This window comes from Microvirga sp. jy35, from assembly GCF_056148915.1.
Genome location: NZ_JBWBEW010000014.1, coordinates 1 through 16,658, shown reverse-complemented (window position 1 = coordinate 16,658; position 16,658 = coordinate 1). Strand labels below are relative to the sequence as shown.

17 protein-coding genes and 3 tRNA genes are annotated in these 16,658 nt (G+C 67.0%); 10 read left to right on the top strand and 10 right to left on the bottom strand.

All coding sequences use genetic code 11. From position 1 onward, the window contains the following. Window positions 1-36 precede the first annotated feature (36 nt). Together AC0QTX_RS13030 and AC0QTX_RS13025 are read left to right on the top strand one after the other, a co-directional pair. Complete coding sequence (locus tag AC0QTX_RS13030; protein ID WP_474604253.1) at window positions 37-498, top strand: carboxymuconolactone decarboxylase family protein; 462 nt, start codon at window positions 37-39, stop codon at window positions 496-498. Then, on the top strand, window positions 485-1,363 hold the full coding sequence (locus tag AC0QTX_RS13025) for a sigma-70 family RNA polymerase sigma factor (protein ID WP_474604252.1): 879 nt from the start codon (window positions 485-487) through the stop codon (window positions 1,361-1,363). The genes AC0QTX_RS13030 and AC0QTX_RS13025 overlap by 14 nt, the downstream gene beginning before the upstream one ends. Before the next feature lie 37 nt (window positions 1,364-1,400). Here the strand turns inward: AC0QTX_RS13025 and AC0QTX_RS13020 are convergent, their stop codons facing one another. After that, a complete protein-coding gene (locus tag AC0QTX_RS13020) occupies window positions 1,401-1,772 on the bottom strand; it encodes a hypothetical protein (RefSeq protein WP_474604251.1) in 372 nt (123 codons plus the stop codon). Window positions 1,773-1,860: 88 nt separating this feature from the next. Here AC0QTX_RS13020 and AC0QTX_RS13015 point away from each other — a divergent pair, with 88 nt between their 5' ends. Continuing rightward, window positions 1,861-1,983 (top strand): hypothetical protein, encoded by a 123-nt coding sequence (locus AC0QTX_RS13015; protein ID WP_474604250.1) that lies wholly within the window; start codon window positions 1,861-1,863, stop codon window positions 1,981-1,983. A gap of 21 nt (window positions 1,984-2,004) precedes the next feature. Here AC0QTX_RS13015 and AC0QTX_RS13010 read toward each other — a convergent pair whose 3' ends face one another. From AC0QTX_RS13010 to tsaD, 9 genes are all read right to left on the bottom strand, one after another. Next, window positions 2,005-2,613: a LysE family translocator gene (locus AC0QTX_RS13010; protein WP_474604249.1), complete on the bottom strand. Its 609-nt coding sequence runs from the start codon at window positions 2,611-2,613 to the stop codon at window positions 2,005-2,007. Window positions 2,614-2,705: 92 nt separating this feature from the next. Continuing rightward, window positions 2,706-3,203 carry a L,D-transpeptidase gene (locus tag AC0QTX_RS13005; protein ID WP_474604248.1) on the bottom strand — a complete coding sequence of 166 codons (498 nt, stop codon included), beginning with the start codon at window positions 3,201-3,203 and terminating at the stop codon, window positions 2,706-2,708. 211 nt (window positions 3,204-3,414) lie between these two features. After that, complete coding sequence (acs, locus tag AC0QTX_RS13000) at window positions 3,415-5,373, bottom strand: acetate--CoA ligase (RefSeq protein ID WP_474604247.1); 1,959 nt, start codon at window positions 5,371-5,373, stop codon at window positions 3,415-3,417. A 348-nt stretch (window positions 5,374-5,721) separates the two neighbouring features. Then, window positions 5,722-5,979 carry a DUF6894 family protein gene (locus AC0QTX_RS12995; protein WP_474604246.1) on the bottom strand — a complete coding sequence of 86 codons (258 nt, stop codon included), beginning with the start codon at window positions 5,977-5,979 and terminating at the stop codon, window positions 5,722-5,724. 90 nt (window positions 5,980-6,069) lie between these two features. Continuing rightward, on the bottom strand, window positions 6,070-6,792 hold the full coding sequence (locus AC0QTX_RS12990; RefSeq protein ID WP_474604366.1) for a Crp/Fnr family transcriptional regulator: 723 nt from the start codon (window positions 6,790-6,792) through the stop codon (window positions 6,070-6,072). Window positions 6,793-6,982: 190 nt separating this feature from the next. Further along, window positions 6,983-7,756, bottom strand: a complete 774-nt coding sequence (locus AC0QTX_RS12985; protein WP_474604245.1) for a carbon-nitrogen hydrolase family protein — start codon at window positions 7,754-7,756, stop codon at window positions 6,983-6,985. A 59-nt stretch (window positions 7,757-7,815) separates the two neighbouring features. Next, window positions 7,816-8,229 (bottom strand): EVE domain-containing protein, encoded by a 414-nt coding sequence (locus tag AC0QTX_RS12980; RefSeq protein WP_474604244.1) that lies wholly within the window; start codon window positions 8,227-8,229, stop codon window positions 7,816-7,818. 73 nt (window positions 8,230-8,302) lie between these two features. Next, the gene (locus AC0QTX_RS12975) at window positions 8,303-9,298 is read right to left on the bottom strand and encodes an NAD(P)H-dependent glycerol-3-phosphate dehydrogenase (protein WP_474604243.1); all 996 of its coding nucleotides are present in this window, start codon (window positions 9,296-9,298) and stop codon (window positions 8,303-8,305) included. 91 nt (window positions 9,299-9,389) lie between these two features. Then, the gene (gene tsaD, locus AC0QTX_RS12970; protein ID WP_474604242.1) at window positions 9,390-10,445 is read right to left on the bottom strand and encodes a tRNA (adenosine(37)-N6)-threonylcarbamoyltransferase complex transferase subunit TsaD; all 1,056 of its coding nucleotides are present in this window, start codon (window positions 10,443-10,445) and stop codon (window positions 9,390-9,392) included. Between the two features lie 122 nt (window positions 10,446-10,567). Between tsaD and hemC the strand changes: the two genes are divergently transcribed. The 7 genes from hemC (at window position 10,568) to AC0QTX_RS12935 (ending at window position 16,093) form a co-directional block, all read left to right on the top strand. Further along, window positions 10,568-11,509, top strand: a complete 942-nt coding sequence (gene hemC / locus AC0QTX_RS12965; RefSeq protein ID WP_474604241.1) for a hydroxymethylbilane synthase — start codon at window positions 10,568-10,570, stop codon at window positions 11,507-11,509. Further along, window positions 11,509-12,204, top strand: a complete 696-nt coding sequence (locus tag AC0QTX_RS12960; RefSeq protein ID WP_474604240.1) for a uroporphyrinogen-III synthase — start codon at window positions 11,509-11,511, stop codon at window positions 12,202-12,204. The genes hemC and AC0QTX_RS12960 overlap by 1 nt, the downstream gene beginning before the upstream one ends. 197 nt (window positions 12,205-12,401) lie before the next feature. After that, window positions 12,402-14,087 (top strand): COG4223 family protein, encoded by a 1,686-nt coding sequence (locus tag AC0QTX_RS12955; protein WP_474604239.1) that lies wholly within the window; start codon window positions 12,402-12,404, stop codon window positions 14,085-14,087. A gap of 15 nt (window positions 14,088-14,102) precedes the next feature. Next, window positions 14,103-15,710 carry a heme biosynthesis HemY N-terminal domain-containing protein gene (locus AC0QTX_RS12950; RefSeq protein ID WP_474604238.1) on the top strand — a complete coding sequence of 536 codons (1,608 nt, stop codon included), beginning with the start codon at window positions 14,103-14,105 and terminating at the stop codon, window positions 15,708-15,710. An 81-nt stretch (window positions 15,711-15,791) separates the two neighbouring features. Continuing rightward, window positions 15,792-15,867: transfer RNA gene (locus AC0QTX_RS12945), tRNA-Thr, on the top strand. Window positions 15,868-15,917: 50 nt separating this feature from the next. Next, window positions 15,918-15,993 (top strand) — tRNA-Ala (locus AC0QTX_RS12940). Between the two features lie 25 nt (window positions 15,994-16,018). Further along, window positions 16,019-16,093 (top strand) — tRNA-Gly (locus AC0QTX_RS12935). Window positions 16,094-16,658 lie beyond the last annotated feature (565 nt).

The following is a 16,658-nucleotide window of genomic DNA, read 5'->3' as shown; positions in this document are numbered from 1 at the left end:
AGCATCGTCAGCACCATGACAATGAGGACCAAGACGATGAAAGCCCGGTTGATACCCTTCGAAGTCGCCCCCGGCTCCCTGAAGCCGATGGTGGAGCTGGAAAAGACCCTGAAGAACAGCGGTCTGGAGCTTAAGCTCATCGAGCTTGTGAAGACCCGCGCCTCGCAGATCAACGGCTGCGCCTATTGTATTCACATGCACACCAAGGACGCCCGCGCCAACGGCGAGACCGAGGAGCGGCTCTATCTCCTGAGCGCCTGGCGGGAATCGCCCCTCTACAGCGAACGCGAGCGCGCTGCACTCGCCTGGACCGAAGCCCTAACCCTGGTGGCCGAAACCCACGCTCCCGATGAGGATTACGAGGCGCTGAGCCGGCACTTCACCCCCGTGGAGCAGGTCAACCTGACCCTGCTGATCGGCGCGATCAACGCCTGGAACCGGCTGGCCATCGGCTTCCGGTCGATCCACCCGGTCGAGGCGAGCCGTGCTGCCGCCTGACGGCGACGCCGCCGAGCGGTTCCAGCCCCTCAGGCCGGGGCTGGTCCGCCTGGCCTACCGCATGCTCGGCTCCATGGCGGAAGCCGAGGACGTGGTGCAGGAGGCCTATATCCGCTGGCACCAGACGGACCGCACCATGATCCGGGAGCCGGGCGCCTTCCTGTCCAAGACCGTCACGCGCCTGTGCCTCGACATCCTGAAATCGGCACGGGTGAAGCGCGAGACCTATATCGGCCCCTGGCTGCCCGAGCCGGTTCTGGAAGCGGACGGGGAGGAGGATCGGGCCGAGGATCTGTCGCTCACCCTGATGATGGCCCTGGAGCGGCTGTCGCCTCTGGAGCGCGCGGCCTTTCTCCTGCACGACGTGTTCGGGCTCGGCTTCGACGAGGTCGCAGCGACCCTCGACCGCGATCCGGCAGCCTGCCGCCAGCTCGCCGCGCGGGCGCGCAGGAACGTGCGGGCCGAGCGGCCCCGCTACCCGGTCGACCGGGAGGAGGGCCAGAGGATGACCGACGCCTTCTTCGCGGCCTCGCGGAGCGGCGACCTGTCCGGCCTGCGCAGCCTCCTGGCGGATAATGTGGTCTCCTACACCGATGGCGGAGGCGTCCGGAATGCGGCGCTCAATCCGCTGGTCGGCTTCCGCAGGGTTTCGGGCCTGCTGATGGGCGTGGCGCGGAAGGCTGAGGGCCGGTTGCCGCCTGTCCTCTACAGGGGGCTGATCAACGGGCTGCCCGGCTTCGTCACCCTCGAGGAGGACGGCGTGGTGCAGACCACCGCGCTCGACATCGAGGATGGCCGCATTGTTGGGGTCTATATCGTGCGCAATCCGGAAAAGCTCAGGCACCTTGCCGATCTGGCGAACTGAGCAGCGTCCGAAGAATGGCCGGCTCCTGCCGGGGCGATCATTGTATCCCGCGGACCCGCTTTGCGCATGCCACGGTGTATTCGTAGCCGGCCTTCTCGGGCATCGACTTGGATTTCTGGAAGCATTTGTCGATGGCCGCCTCCTGGGCCATGATCTGCCCCATGACGCGGGCATTCGTCTGGGCATGACTGGCTCTGACCATGCTTCGGGTCAGCGCATAGGTGGGGCCGGCCGCCATGCCGGACGGATCGAGGGACGCCACCCTGTTGATGGCATTGGCTCCCATCCCCACCGCGGCCCCTTCGGTATAGACCTGGGTTCTCAGCGCATTGCCGGTGCCGTTGTCGGCAACGCACCCGGCCAGCGCAAGGGCGGCTGCCGTCAGGATGAGGAGAGGGGCTGTGCGCATGGGATCCACCATCATGGGAAATATGCGCCAGCATAGCTCCCGCTCGGAGACGGCGCCCCCTCTGTTCAGAGGGGGAAACCATCCACGCGTGATGGACGTCGCAGCGATGCAAAACGGGGACCTCGGGAACGGCACCCTGTTCGATCTCGCCGACCAGCGCCCGCGCGGGCCGTCAGGTCTGCCGCCGAGCCGGGCGGATCTGTATCTTTGATCTTCAGCGGGCTCTGCTGATTCAGAGGAATGCGAGCAGGGCCGTCAGCAGGATCGTCGCACCCATGGCAATGTTCAGGAGGCGCTCGGTCTGCGGCTGGAGCTTCGCTTTGTGAATCACGACCCCGAGCCAGAGCCAGATGATATCGACGACAATCATCACGATGACGCACAACAGCCACTTGAAGGCCGAGTCTGCCGAGGTGCTGGAGCGGACCACCGAATAGGAGGCCATCAGGGAAACGAAAGCCACATAGGCTTTCGGATTCGTGATGCCGAGAATGAAGCCGCTCAGCGCAGTAGAAGCGAACCCGCCTGCTGTGCCCTCAGGCTCGTCGCCGACTGGCGACATTGCGATCTTGTACGCGAGATAGGCAAGATAGAGCGTGCTGACGATGGCCATAGCTGCCGTCAGCACGGGGAAGGTTTGAAGAAGAGAGAACAGACCCGCAGCACTGGCGGCGGCTGCCAAGGCAAGCCCCACTTGAAGTCCGCCATAGAAGCGCATGCCTCCAGCCAGGCCTTCCCGGCGTCCGACGGCAACCAGGGCTGCAATGGCTGGACCAGGGGAGCCCAACAGGACGAGTGCGGCGAGGGTAAAAAGGCTCAAGTCGAGAAAATCAATCTGCATGGGTGCTCTCATAAAGACATAAAGATATCTTTATGAGATACATTGTATCTTGTCAACCATCTGGAGTAGGGAGGCTGCTCAGGGGCCCAGGCTCAGGGGGTTACCACCACCCGCGTGCCCACATCCACTTGATCGTAGAGATGCACGATGTCCTCGTTGAGCATGCGGATGCAGCCGTAGGACGCATAGGTGCCAATGGAGCCAGGGCGGTTGGTGCCGTGGATGGCGTATTCGTCGAGGTTGAGGGTGAGCGCCCGTGCGCCCATGGGGTTGTTCGGCGCGCCGCCGGGGATCACGTCGGGCAGGCGCGGGTTGTCGCGCTTCACCTCCGCCGGAGGCGACCAGGCGGGCCTCACATACTTGCCGTCGATCTGCGCCTCGCCGAACCATTGCTTGCCGGGCTTGCCCACGGCCACGCGATAGCGCAGGGCCGTCCCGTCGCCGCGCACGTAATAGAGCCGCCGCTCGCCCGTCCTGATCACGATGGTGCCGGGCGACACGCCGGCCTGAAATGGCACGACCTCGCGGGCGGATGCGGCATGACTGGCGAAGGCGATGCCGATGATGGCGGCGAAGGCAAGGATGCGCATGTGTCGAACCCTCCTACGGATAAGCTGAGGGTGAGACGCGAAAGATAAGGCTACGGTTCCGTGGTTCCCGAGAACCGCGCTTGGTCATCCCCGGCGAGCGTCAGCGAGGGAAGGGGATCCACGTCTTTGCAACGCAGTGGTTCTCAAGACGTGGATGGCCGGGACGAGCCCGGCCATGACGAGGAGTGTTGGAACAGGTCTCAGGTTTTGATCACGCCGCCTGCGTGCGCTTGTTCTGGCGGTTGGTGATCAGGTCGTCGACCACGCCGGGATCGGCGAGCGTCGAGGTGTCGCCGAGCGAGCCGAACTCGTCCTCGGCGATCTTGCGCAGGATGCGGCGCATGATTTTTCCTGAGCGCGTCTTGGGCAGGCCCGGGGCGAACTGGATCAGGTCGGGGGACGCGATGGGGCCGATTTCCTTGCGCACCCAGGCCACCAGCTCCTTGCGCAGCTCTTCCGAGGGCTGCTCGCCCGCCATCAGGGTCACGTAGGCGTAGATGCCCTGGCCCTTGATGTCGTGCGGATAGCCCACCACGGCCGCTTCCGACACCTTCGGATGGGCGACGAGGGCGGACTCGACCTCCGCCGTGCCCATGCGGTGGCCGGACACGTTGATCACGTCGTCCACGCGGCCGGTGATCCAGTAATAGCCGTCCGCATCCCGCCTACAGCCGTCGCCGGTGAAGTACTTTCCGGGATAGGTGGAGAAGTAGGTCTGCACGAAGCGCTCGTGGTCGCCGTAGACCGTGCGCATCTGGCCGGGCCACGAATCGGCGATCACCAGATTGCCCTCCGCCGCACCCTCCAGCACCTTTCCTTCCGCGTCCACCACCTGCGGCTGCACGCCGAAGAACGGACGGGTGGCGGAGCCGGGCTTGAGCTTGGTGGCGCCGGGCAGCGGCGTGATCAGGATGCCGCCGGTCTCCGTCTGCCACCAGGTGTCGACGATGGGGCAGCGGCTGTCGCCGACCACGCGATGGTACCATTCCCAGGCTTCCGGGTTGATCGGCTCGCCCACGGAGCCGAGCAGGCGAAGCGACTTGCGCGCGGTCTTCTTCACCGGCTCCTCGCCCGCCTGCATGAGGGAGCGGATCGCGGTCGGCGCGGTGTAGAAGATGTTGACCTGGTGCTTGTCGATCACCTCCCAGAAGCGGGAGATCGACGGATAGGTGGGCACGCCCTCGAACATCAGCGTCGTGGCGCCGTTCGCCAGCGGCCCGTAGAGAATGTAGGAATGGCCCGTGACCCAGCCCACATCCGCCGTGCACCAGTAGATGTCGCCGTCGTGGTAGTCGAACACGTATTGGTGCGTCATCGCCGCATGGACGAGATAGCCGCCCGTGGTGTGCAGCACGCCCTTCGGGGTGCCGGTCGAGCCTGAGGTATAGAGGATGAACAGCGGATCCTCCGCGTTCATCTCCTCGTAGGGACACTCGTCGGACACCATGCTTGCGGCTTCGTCGTAATAGACGTCGCGGCCCGGCAGCATATTGACGGCCGAGCCCGTGCGGCGCACCACCAGCACGTGGTCGACCACGCCGGCGCCGACGCGCTCGAGGGCCGCATCCACGTTCACCTTCAGCGGAACCTTGCGGCCGCCGCGCAGGCCCTCGTCGGCCGTGACGATGAAGGCGGACTTGGCGTCCTGGATGCGGCTTGCCAGCGAATCCGGCGAGAAGCCGCCGAACACCACGGAGTGGATGGCTCCTAACCGCGCGCAGGCCAGCATGGCATAGGCGGCTTCCGGAATCATCGGCATGTAGATCGTGACGCGGTCGCCCTTGGCGACGCCGCGGTTGCGCATGATGTTGGCCATGCGGTTCACTTCCGCGGAGAGCTCGCGGTAGGTGATCTTCTTCGACTCCGACGGGTCGTCGCCCTCCCAGATGATGGCGACCTGATCGCCGCGGGTGTGGAGATGCCGGTCGACGCAGTTATAGGCCACGTTGGTCACGCCGTCCTCGAACCAGCGGATCGACACGTTCTCGGGGCCGAAATTGGTGTTCTTGATCCGGGTGGGCGCCTTGAACCAGTGGATGCGCTTGGCTTCTTGAGCCCAGAAGGCCTCCGGGTCCTTGACCGAAGCCTCGTACTTGGCCCGGTAGCCCGCGTCGTCCAGATAGGCGCGGTGGGTCCACTCGGACGGCACGTCGTAGATCTTCTCTTCCATGGCGCTTCTCCCAGACGCTTGCGGGATGAATTTAGCGCTAGATTTACGGAAAGAGAGAGGGGTCGGGCAAGCGGCCTGAAATCGGACTTTGGTCTTTGCTCCTTTTGGGGCATGGACGGGCGAGCGAAGCTCTGCACCCCAATTCACTCTCCACCGTCATCCCCAGCGGTCCGCAGGGGCGGGAAGGGGATCCATGCTTACCCTCAGCGCTATGGACTCCCTTCCTCTGCGATGGCTCCGCCACCTTCGGCTGCGCCGAGCCTCAGTGCGAGAATTTACCGAATATGCTCACATGCAGCTCTATCCGGTTCCAAAAAAGGGTTTACGCGCAATTCGCGGACCGTCCTCTCACGCCGGCGGGGCTGGCTCCGGGTCAACCCGATGGATCTCCATGGAAGCCGTGACGGTCAGCACCCGGTGGCGGTGCTCGTTCTTCAGCTCAACCGTGATTGCACGGGCATCACCCTTCGGCAGCCGATCCCGTCCGATCTCGGCCGCAGCGCTCGCAGCCTCCCGTTCGGCGGCATCGAGGCTGTCGAATTCCAAGCCTGTTTCATCAGGGATGAAGCGCGCGCCTTCCCGAATGTCGAAATAGAACCGGGGCACTGCTTTCTCCCGTTATCTGATGATTACAAACTCGACGGGGATTGGTTTGTTCTGCCTTCAGTCCGGGAATTGCCGAGGTTGTCGCTCCTGCTAGCGCGGCTCACGGTCCAGGCTCAGGAACGTCGGGTCGAACTCGGCAATCTGTTGCAGGCGCGGCCAGTCCGTGATGAGTACCGTTTCCCCACGCCATGTGATCAGGCCTTCTGCCCGCAGCTCCTGGATGATCCGGTTGACGTGAACCGTCGAGAGCCCAAGGGTGTCACCCAGCTCAGCTTGGGTCAGAGGGAGCTTGAAGCTGTAACCTTCCGTAAGCCCGATCGCCTGAAGACGGAGAAACATCTCGCAGAACAGGTGGGCGGTATGCTCCAAGGCTGACTGGCGCCCGATGGAGACGATCCACTGGCGATGGATGGCCGCATCGACGGCAATATTCACGCTCAGCAGACGGATCAGGTGAGGCTGGGTCTCCGAGATGGAGCGCAGCGCATCGTGAGGCACCACACCCACCGTGCAGGCTGTAATGGCCATGACACCGTGATCCATCCTCTTCACCAGGAAGCTGTGGAGGTCGACGAAGTCGCCGGGCACGTGCAGGGCTGTGATCTGGCGCTTGCCCTTGCGCAGGAGGTTGTAGCGGGCAGCAAAGCCCGTAATGAGGAAGAGGCTCTCCGAGGGACGGTCCCCCTCCCGCACCAGGTCCTCACCCTTGGCCATGGCCTTTTGCCGGACGGTAGCCTGCTCCAGGAGCTGGCGCTCCGCATCTGAGAGGCGGTCGAACTGCTCAAGCTTCCGGATCAGAGCGGCGGCTGGCATGAACTTTTCCTGGGGAGCGTTGGAGCTGGCGATCAGCTTAGCCCAGATGCTGTAGGATGGCGAGGAGGGCTGAGCCATGCCCTAACCCTGTTCCATAAGCGGCCTTCCACGACATTCAAACTTAACCAGTGCTTTGAAACGTATGGCAGCCGCATGGCTGGGCCAACAACGCTCACTGCCCCGCTGGGCCTCATTCGGGCACGTAGCGCGGGTAGGTCGTCTTGCTGGACCGGGCGAAGGCCAGGTCAATCTCCACGGTGGCGTAGGGGGCCTCCGGAGTCGTCTCGGCCAGCACGTTGCCCTCCGGATCCACCACCCAGCCGAGCCCGCCGCAATTGGCCTTGTAGCCTTTCGGCGCCCAGAGGTTCGACGACAGGCAATAGGCGCCCGAGCAGACCGCCGCCGCCTGGCCGCCGGCCAGCCACTTGCGGGTGGACCCGTGCGGGGTCGCCCGCGGAACGCACAGGAGATCGGCGCGGCTCGCCGCGTAACGGCGCGCCCATTCGAAAAACCACATCTCGGTGCAGATCTGCACGCCGATGCGCATGCCCAGCGCCCGCGCGATGTCGAAGGTGCCCGGTCCGCGCTCGTACCAGGTATGCTCGTAATAGCCCTCCTCGTCGGGAAGGTAGTATTTCTGATGCACGGGCACGGCGCCCGTTCCTTCCGTCCAGACATAGGCCTCGTTGCGCCGGCTGCCGTGGGGCAACACGATGGGCCGCGTGCCCATGACGGCTTTGGCATTCAAGGCGGACATGCGCGCGATGCGCGCGTCATGCGCGGCCACCGCCTTCTGCCATTGGCCCGCATCCGGCTCAGGGTCGGCCGCCAGCCATTCGCCGAAGCACATCTCCGGCACCAGCAGGAAATCCGACGCCTCCTTTTCCACATGCGCGGCAAGGCCCTTCAGCGCCTCGTCCAGGCGATCCGGGCGGCAGTCGATCTGACAGACGGTGACCTTCATGGCGTCTCAGCCCTTTATTCCAACATCGCTGCAGGCGTGGCATCGCCTGCCGTGACTTCCTACAACCCGCCCATCTTACAGACGATCGCCCATTCCGCGTCCGTCACCGGCTGCACCGAGAGGCGGGAATTGTTGACGAGGATCATCTTTTCGAGGCCGGGCTGCTTCTTGATATCGTCCAGAGTCACGGGTTTCGGGAGAGCCTTCACGGCCTTGATGTCGACCATGCCGAACCTGCCCGTCTCGTCCGTGTGATCGGGGTAGTATTCCCGGATCACCTCGACGATGCCCACAACCGCCTTGCCCTCGTTGGAATGATAGAAGAAGCCCTGCTCGCCTAGTCTCATGGCCATCAGGTTCTGCTTGGCCACATGATTACGAACGCCGTTCCAATGGGTGCCCTTGTCGCCTTCCGCGACTTGAGCCTCCCAGGACCAGACGGAGGGTTCGGACTTGTAGAGCCAGCGGGCCATGGTGCTTACCCCTTCATGGATGCCGCGAGACCTTCGAAGCACGAATGCTCCGGGTCCCGCCTTCTTCTTTGCTTCAATACTCGGATTTGACCGGACGGTTCATGAGCGCATCGACCGCCTGATCGAGATTCCATGCGCCGGACAGGATCTGCTCGACCGCCTCGGCGATGGGCATGTCGATGCCTTTCGCCCGCGCCAGCGCCACCAGGGCGCTCGCGGTGGCTGCGCCCTCGACCAGCTTGCCCCCGGAGGCTTCTTCGACGCTCAGGCCCTGGCCGAGGCGCTGGCCGAAGGCGAAGTTGCGCGACTGCGCCGTGGAGCAGGTGAGTACCAGGTCGCCGAGGCCGGAGAGGCCCATGAGGGTCTCGGGCTCTCCGCCATAGGCGCGGGCGAAGCGCAGGAGTTCCGCGAAGCCGCGGGCGATCAGCGCCGCCTTAGCGCTCTCGCCGAGGCCCTTGCCCGCCACCGCCCCGCAGGCGATGGCCAGCACGTTCTTGGCCGCGCCGCCGATCTCGACGCCGCGCACGTCGCCTCGGTGATAGACGCGCAAGGTCGGGCCGGAGAGGGCATTGGCGAGATCCTCGGCCAGAGCCCCGTCGCGGCAGGCCAGCGTCACGGCGGTGGGCAGGCCGCGGGCCACGTCATGGGCGAAGCTCGGGCCCGACAGCACCGCGACGGGCGCGCCGGGGCGCTCCTCCGCGACCACGTCGCAGAGAAAAGCCCCGCTCCCGCGCTCGATGCCCTTGGCGCAGAGCACCAGCGGCGCTGCCACGGGCAGAACGGAAGCAAGGGCCGTGCTCATTTCCCGCGTCGTCTGCGCAGGCGTGACGAGAAGAACCGCGCGGGTTGAGGCCAGATCGTTGAGTTCGGGGGTCGGGCGGATGCGCTCGTGGAGTTTTACGCCCGGCAGGCAGCGCTCGTTGGTGCGCGTCGCCGCGAGCGTCGCTGCCTGCTCGGGCGAGCGCATCCAGAGCACCACGTCGTTGCCCGCATTGGCCGCCGCATTGGCGAGCGCCGTGCCCCAGGCGCCGGCTCCGGCGATGCCGATGGTTTGAGTCGGTATGGTCATGGACTGCCGGATTCCGAGCTCTCCTCCCCCTTGTGGGGAGGGAGAAGGTGCCTGATGTTAGTCACACAGCCCCCTCGAACGACCATGTCGGTCACGCCTTCGCTCCCGCCTCGTCGCGGCTGGTGTCCAGCGGCCAGCGGGCGCGGGCCGGGGCGCCGATGTCGTCGATGAGGCCGAGGCGCATGCGCTCGAGACCGGCCCAGGCGATCATCGCGCCGTTGTCGCCGCACAGATGGAGCGGCGGCGCCACGAGCTTGAGGCCGGCTTCGACCGCGAGCCGCTGCAGCCCCTGGCGCATGCCCTGGTTGGCCGCGACACCGCCGGCCACCACGAGGGCCGCCGGATGGCCGGCGATCTCCCGGAAGGCGCGCAGCCCCACGCGGGTGCGGTCGACCACCAAGTCGACGATGGCGGCCTGGAAGCTGGCGCAGAGATCCGCGATGTCGCTGGCGGTCAGCGGCGCGATCTTCTCCGCCTCGATCCTGACAGCCGTCTTGAGGCCGGAGAGCGAGAAATTCGGCTCCTTCCGGCCCTGCATGGGACGCGGGAAGGCGAAGCGCTCCGGGTTCCCCTTCGCGGCCTCGCGCTCCACATGCGGGCCGCCGGGATAGCCCAGCCCCAGCATCTTGGCGACCTTGTCGAAGGCCTCGCCGATGGCGTCGTCGATGGTGGTGCCGAGCCGCACGTAGTCGCCGACGCCGCGCACCGCCACGAGCTGGGTGTGGCCGCCGGAGGCCAGCAGCAGCAGATACGGGAAACCGATCCCGTCGGTGAGCCGCGCGGTGAGCGCATGGGCCTCCAGATGGTTCACCGCCATCAGGGGCTTGCGGGTCACGAGCGCGATGGCTTTTGCCGTGGTGAGCCCCACGAGCACGCCGCCGATGAGGCCGGGGCCCGCCGCCACGGCGATACCGTCGATGTCCTTGACCGAGCAGTTCGCGTTCTTCAGGGCGCGGGCGATGAGGCGGTCGATCACTTCCACGTGGGCGCGCGCCGCGATCTCCGGCACCACGCCGCCATAGCGGGCGTGCTCGGCGATCTGGCTCAGCACCTCGTTGGAGAGGATCTCGCCCCGTCCGTCGAAGCCCAGTCCTACCACGGCGGCCGCGGTCTCGTCGCAGGTGGTCTCGATGCCTAGAATGCGCATGATCGGTGGCTGCCCGATTTTAGGTGTTGTCCGGACTTCCGGCCCGGCGCTCCTCCCCCTATAGTCCGCCGCGCCGCACAAGATCAAACGCCGAAATCATTCTTCAGGAGAGCAGAACCGGAATGGCCGCTTCACCCACCCTGGTCATCGGTACGCGAGGCAGCCCGCTGGCGCTGGCTCAGGCCCACGAGACGCAAGACAGGCTGGTCGCCGCTCATGGTTCGACCGGGGCTGGCTGGACCGTGGAGCACCTGCCCCTGTCGGTCATCAAGACCACGGGCGATGCCATTCAGGATCGGCCCCTGTCGGAGGCCGGCGGCAAGGGGCTCTTCACCAAGGAGCTCGACATCGCGCTGCTCGAAGGCTCCATCGATCTGGCGGTCCATTCCGCCAAGGACCTGCCGACCACCCTGCCGGAGGGCATCGCGATCGCGGGCTTCCTGCCGCGCGAGGACGTGCGCGACGCCTTCATCAGCCACCGCTTCAAGAGCATCGCGGACCTGCCGCAGGGGGCAGTCGTGGGCTCGGCGTCGCTCAGGCGCCAGGCGCAGATCCGGCGCCTGCGGCCCGATCTCCAGGTTACGCTCCTGCGCGGCAACGTGCAGACGCGGCTCGCCAAGCTCGAACGGGGCGAGGTCGATGCGACGCTGCTTGCCATGGCGGGCCTGCGCCGCCTCGGGCTGACCGACCACGTGACCACCACGCTGGAAACGGACGACTTCCTGCCGGCCGTGGGCCAGGGCGCCATCGCCATCGCGATCCGGGCCGAGGACGAGCGGGTGCGGGACGTGCTTCAACCCATCCTCGATGCCCCGACCGGCCAGGCGCTCGCGGCCGAGCGGGCCTTTCTCACCATCCTCGACGGCTCCTGCCGCACGCCCATCGCGGGCCATGCGCGGCTCGTCGGGGGCGAGCTCGAATTCCGCGGCCTCGTGCTGCGCCCGGACGGGTCCGAGAGCCTGGAGGCCGTGCGCCGCGGCTCGCCGGGCGATGCGGTGGCCCTCGGGCGCGAGGCCGGAGCTGAGCTGCGCGCGCTCATGCCGACCGATTTCCTCAAAGCCTGATGCGGGTCCTCGTCACCCGCTCGGCCCACGATGCCGCGCGCACGGCGGAAAAGCTCGCCGCCCGCGGGCATGACGCGTGCGTTGCGCCCGTGACCCGGATCGTGCCGACGGGCGACCCGGCGCCGACCGGGTCCTACGACGCCCTGATCGTCACCAGCGTCCATGCGCAGGATTCCCTGGCCTCCCTCGACCGGGCCAAGCCCGTCTTCGCGGTCGGCGATCGCACGGCCGAAGGGGTGAGCGCGGCAGGCTTTGCCGACATCGCCGTGGCCGGGGGCGATGCGGTTTCCCTGTCGCGGCTGATTCGCGAAACCCTGCCCTCCGGCCTGGCCCTGCTCCACGTGACGGCGCGCCACCACAATGAGGAGCCGGCGGCGTCCCTGCGCGCTGCCGGGTTCACCGTGCTGCAATGGGAAGCCTATGAGGCCGAGGCTGTCGAGAGGCTGCCGGACAGCGCCGTCGAGGCCTTGCGCACTGGCCAAATCGCCGCCGCGCTCCATTATTCCCGGAGGAGCGCGGATCTCGTCGTCCGGCTGGCGGGGGACGCGGGGCTGGCATCGAGCCTCCTGGGCGTTCCCCATCTCTGCCTCTCGGCCGACGTGGCTGCGCCCCTGAGATCGGCAGGCGCCGCGACCCTCGTGGCGGAGGAGCCGTCGGAAGACGCGCTGCTCCAGTGTCTCGACAGGCTTCCATGACCCTGGAGGCCCCATCGGTTACGATCCCGTCAAAGGGATCTTTGTCGCAAGGAGAGGATCATGGTCCCATGGGCCCGCCGTTCTGGACGATCACCGGCTCTTGAGGGAACGAAAGCCTGCGCCCAAGCTTGCCTCAATTGCCTATCACACTGCCCTTTTGAAGACCTCGCCTGACGGCGACCCTGCAAGAGTGACCCGTGACCGATTCATCTGATCCCCGACGCTCGAAATCCTCCCGCAAGAAGCCCTCGCGCGAGCCGGCCACCATCGACCTGAAGGCGACCGTGATCGACGACGGCACCGTCCGGGCCCATCCCGGATCTGCTGCCCAGGAGCCCTCTATTCAGGAGACCTTCGGTGAGGAGGCCCTTGGTCGAGACACCCTTGGGCAGGAGACCCTTGGGCAGGAGACCATCGGCGAGGAGGCGCGCGTGGCGGAGACCGCCTCGGCCGACATCCTGCCTGGCGCGCAGCCCGACGAGACCATCGCCAGCGGCAGCGAGCCCCCGGCCGAGGATGTGGTGGCGTCTCCGGAGGCCAGTCTCGATTCGGGCTCGGGCACAGATACGCTCCCGTCCCAGGCCTCCCTCGAGCAAATGGCAGGGCAGGATGCCAGCTCAAGCGGCACCTCCTTCCAGGAGACTTCCAGCTCCGAAAGGCGTGCGGACGCCATGCCCCCGCCGCCCGCTCCCGAGCGGCGCAGCTCCGCCGGGGCCCTGATCGGTTCGGGTCTCCTCGGCGGCCTCGTCGGCGCAGGTCTCGTGTATGGATTGCAGACCTGGCAGGCAGCATCGCCCGCCCAGGACGATCCGCGCATCGCCCAGCTCGAGCAGCGCGTGAATGCGCTGCGTCAGCAGCCGGCGGCCCCCGCAGGCCAGCCCCAGGGCGACGCGGCGGCTCTGGATGGCCGCCTCCAGGCCCTTGAGACCGCCAGAGGCGAACTCGACCAGCGGCTCCAGGCGATCCAGGGCACGGCCGAGCAGGCGGCGTCCCGGGCGCAGGAGGCGCTGAACCGCCCCGTGCCGGAGGCCGCTCCCGCTCAGACGTCTCCTCAGAACGAGGCGGCGCTCGCCGATCTCTCCAGCCGCCTCGGGGCGCTGGACGAGCAGGTGCGGGCGAATGCGCAGAATGCCGCGAACACGACGAACGCCACGCAGGAGCTCGACCGACGTCTGGCGGATCTCGATCGCCGCGTCAGCGAGCGCGAGCAGCGGTTCCAGGACACCGACCGTCGCCTGACCGATCTCGACCGCCAGCTGGCGGAGAGCAGCCGGCGCTTTGCCGACGCGGACCGTCGGCTCAGCGAGCAGGAGCAGCGCCTTGCGGCCGTGTCCCAGCAGGCCGCCGAGAACACCAGGACGGCCGCGACGGCAAGCCAGACCGGCACCCGTGTCGTGCTGGCCGGGCGCCTGAACGATGCCCTGCAGAGCGGCACGCCCTACGCGGAAGTGCTCGACGGGGTGAGGAAGGCCGGCACCGACCCTGCCCGGGTGGCGCCCCTCGAGCCTTTCGCCCAGGAAGGCGCCCCGACCCCAGCCGAGCTGGCCCAGAGCTTCGAGCCGGTGGAGACGGCGATCCTGCGCGAGAGCCGCGGCCCGGCCGAAGGCTGGACCGACCGCATCCTGCGCATGGCCGACCGGGTGGTGACGGTCCGGCCCGTGAACGAACCGGGCGGCAGCGGCGTTCCTGCTCTCGTCACCCGCATCCGGCAGGCCCTGGAGCGCGGCGACGTGGTGGAGGCGGCGGCAGCCTGGGATGCCCTGCCGGAGCCGCTGCGCTCCGGCGAGTGGGGTCAGCAGGTCAAGGCCGTCGCCGGAGCCCATCGGGCGGCTCAAGCCATCAGCACGGATGCCCTCGCCACCCTCAACCGGACCACGCAATAAAAGGATCAGCCCAGCATGTGGCGCGCTCTCGTCTTCATCGGTCTTCTCTGCGTCGCGGCCTTCGGGGCCGTCTGGCTTGCGGACCGGCCGGGCACGGTTCTGATCACCTTTGCGGGCTATGAGATCCAGATGTCGGTAGCGGTGGCGGCCATCGCGCTCACCGGCCTCGCGCTCTTCCTGGCGCTGCTCTGGTCTCTGGTGTCCGGAATCCTGCATCTGCCCTCGCGCCTGACCTTCGCGTCGCGGGCGCGCCGCCGCTCCCGCGGCTACCAGGCCATCTCCCGCGGCATGGTGGCGGTGGGGGCGGGCGACACCATTGCGGCCCGCCGCTACGCCAACGAGGCTGAGCGGCTGCTCGGCCGCGAGCCCCTGACACTCCTGCTCAAGGCCCAGGCGGCCCAGGTCTCCGGCAACCGCGAGGCGGCAGAGGCTGCCTTCACCCAGATGATGGAGGAGGACGAGACCCGCGTGCTCGGCCTGCGCGGCCTCTTCGTCGAGGCCCGGCGCCGGGGCGACGTGGGGTCTGCTCAGCAATACGCTTCTGAAGCCGTCCGTCTGGCGCCTGCCGCCGCCTGGGCGAGCGACGCGGTTCTCGAGGCGCGCTGTGCCGATCACGACTGGCGCGGGGCCCTGGAGGCCGTCGAGCGGCGCGCGTCCCTCGGTCTCCTGAACAAGGCCACGGCCAAGCGCCACCGGGCCGTTCTCCTCACGGCCGATGCCCTGGAGCGGGTGGACCATGATCCCGATGGTGCCCTGAGAAGCGCCCAGGATGCGGTGAGGCTCGCGCCCCATCTCGTGCCGGCAGCGGCCATGGCCGGTCGCCTCCTGTCGCGCAAGGGCGATCTGCGCAGGGCCGCCAAGGTGGTGGAGGCGGCCTGGCGCAGCCTGCCCCATCCGAATTTGGCGGATGTCTATCTCAACCTGCGCCCGGGCGATTCCGGCCTCGACCGGCTCAAGCGGGCCGAGACCCTCATGCGGCTTTCCGGCGGCGCACCCGAGGGGCGGCTGGCGGTGGCCCGCGCGGCCCTCGAGGCGCGCGAGTTCGCCCGCGCCCGCGACGCGTTGGCGCCGCTGCTGCAGGACCGGCCGAGCATGCGTGTCTGCCTGCTGATGTCCGACCTGGAGCAGGCGGAGCACGGCTCCACGGGCAGGGGCCGCGAATGGCTCGCCCGCGCCACCCGCGCGCCGCGGGACCCGGCCTGGATCGCCGACGGGGTCGTGTCCGATCACTGGCTGCCGATCTCGCCTGTCACCGGCCGCCTCGACGCCTTCGTCTGGCAGGCACCGCCGGATGTGCTGGTCGCCCCCGAACTCACCCTGCACGACGACGTGACGGCGGATCTCGACGACGAGCCGAAGCCGCTGCCGGCTGTGGCCGCGCCTGAACCGGTGGCCGCACCCGAACCGGCCCCGGAACCTGTGGCATCGGATGAGCGGCTCCAAGAGCCGGAAGACGATGTTCTGAAGAGCGAGCTGAAAGCCGCCCTGAGTGCCGCGGAGCCTGTGAAGGAGGAAACGCCCCTGCCGCCTCCGGGACCCGTGGTCTTCCCGGTCACGCCTCCGGACGTGCCGAAGCCGAAGGAAGAGGCGGCCGCGCGCCGCAGCGTTTTTTCGGTCTGGTAGGACCTTTCCCGCCTTTCCCGCCTTGCCAACCGGCGGGGGAGGGGGTAAGAGGGCGGCCTCTCGGATCGCAACATTTGCGATGCCGCAATAGCTCAGCTGGTAGAGCACCTCATTCGTAATGAGGGGGTCGGGGGTTCGAATCCCTCTTGCGGCACCATTCCCATCCTTGGCGGTTACCGCCGCCGGGAGATGGGGAAGGAATGGCAGGGGGCCATAGCTCAGCTGGGAGAGCGCTTGCATGGCATGCAAGAGGTCGGCGGTTCGATCCCGCCTGGCTCCACCATCCTGCTGGATTTGAGACGGAGCGTGCGGGTGTAGCTCAGGGGTAGAGCACAACCTTGCCAAGGTTGGGGTCGAGGGTTCGAATCCCTTCGCCCGCTCCAATTCCTTCACGAGGAATCTTCATCGGCAAGGCGCCTTCGGGCGCCTTTCGTTTTTTTCCGGCGCCCCAACAGAACGGGCCCCTCCGTGTGGGGAAGGGCCCGCGGTGACTCGAGGTCACACGTCATCGACGTTCATCCGGCTAAACCGGTCAATTCTTCCAGAATGTCGAGCTGAAGAATGCCTCGACGCTCAACGCATGATCGTGGAGGGAGCATTCAGCCCAGGCGAAATCGCTATGTGAGCCTCCATCCGTTCAGTCCGGGGCGGGTGCCCGGCTCATCAGTTTGCGGGATCAGCGTCCGTGAAGAACCCACTCAGAACGTCATGCCAATCCGTTTTCCGTGACGGGTACTTCCAGGTTTGGATCACGACCCGTCATGACTAGTAAAGCACTCAGCGGACGCTTGTTTCAGCGTGGCGGCAAAGAAAAAAGACCCGGCTAATCGTTGCCGGGTCTTTCTGCTCTTCATGAGGATGCAGGTGCTTCAAGCGGCTTTGACGTTTGTGAGGAAGTTGGCGACTTCGTGGGCGAGGTCGCTGGAGTGGCGCGACAGCTCCTGGGCG

Coding starts and splice junctions, on each gene's coding strand:
- AC0QTX_RS13030 (WP_474604253.1), top strand. CDS start 37: ATGAAAGCCCGGTTGATACCCTTCGAAGTCGCCCCCGGCTCCCTGAAG.
- AC0QTX_RS13020 (WP_474604251.1), bottom strand. CDS start 1,772: ATGCGCACAGCCCCTCTCCTCATCCTGACGGCAGCCGCCCTTGCGCTG.
- AC0QTX_RS13010 (WP_474604249.1), bottom strand. CDS start 2,613: ATGCAGATTGATTTTCTCGACTTGAGCCTTTTTACCCTCGCCGCACTC.
- AC0QTX_RS13005 (WP_474604248.1), bottom strand. CDS start 3,203: ATGCGCATCCTTGCCTTCGCCGCCATCATCGGCATCGCCTTCGCCAGT.
- acs (WP_474604247.1), bottom strand. CDS start 5,373: ATGGAAGAGAAGATCTACGACGTGCCGTCCGAGTGGACCCACCGCGCC.
- AC0QTX_RS12990 (WP_474604366.1), bottom strand. CDS start 6,792: ATGCCAGCCGCCGCTCTGATCCGGAAGCTTGAGCAGTTCGACCGCCTC.
- AC0QTX_RS12985 (WP_474604245.1), bottom strand. CDS start 7,756: ATGAAGGTCACCGTCTGTCAGATCGACTGCCGCCCGGATCGCCTGGAC.
- AC0QTX_RS12980 (WP_474604244.1), bottom strand. CDS start 8,229: ATGGCCCGCTGGCTCTACAAGTCCGAACCCTCCGTCTGGTCCTGGGAG.
- AC0QTX_RS12975 (WP_474604243.1), bottom strand. CDS start 9,298: ATGACCATACCGACTCAAACCATCGGCATCGCCGGAGCCGGCGCCTGG.
- tsaD (WP_474604242.1), bottom strand. CDS start 10,445: ATGCGCATTCTAGGCATCGAGACCACCTGCGACGAGACCGCGGCCGCC.
- hemC (WP_474604241.1), top strand. CDS start 10,568: ATGGCCGCTTCACCCACCCTGGTCATCGGTACGCGAGGCAGCCCGCTG.
- AC0QTX_RS12960 (WP_474604240.1), top strand. CDS start 11,509: ATGCGGGTCCTCGTCACCCGCTCGGCCCACGATGCCGCGCGCACGGCG.
- AC0QTX_RS12950 (WP_474604238.1), top strand. CDS start 14,103: ATGTGGCGCGCTCTCGTCTTCATCGGTCTTCTCTGCGTCGCGGCCTTC.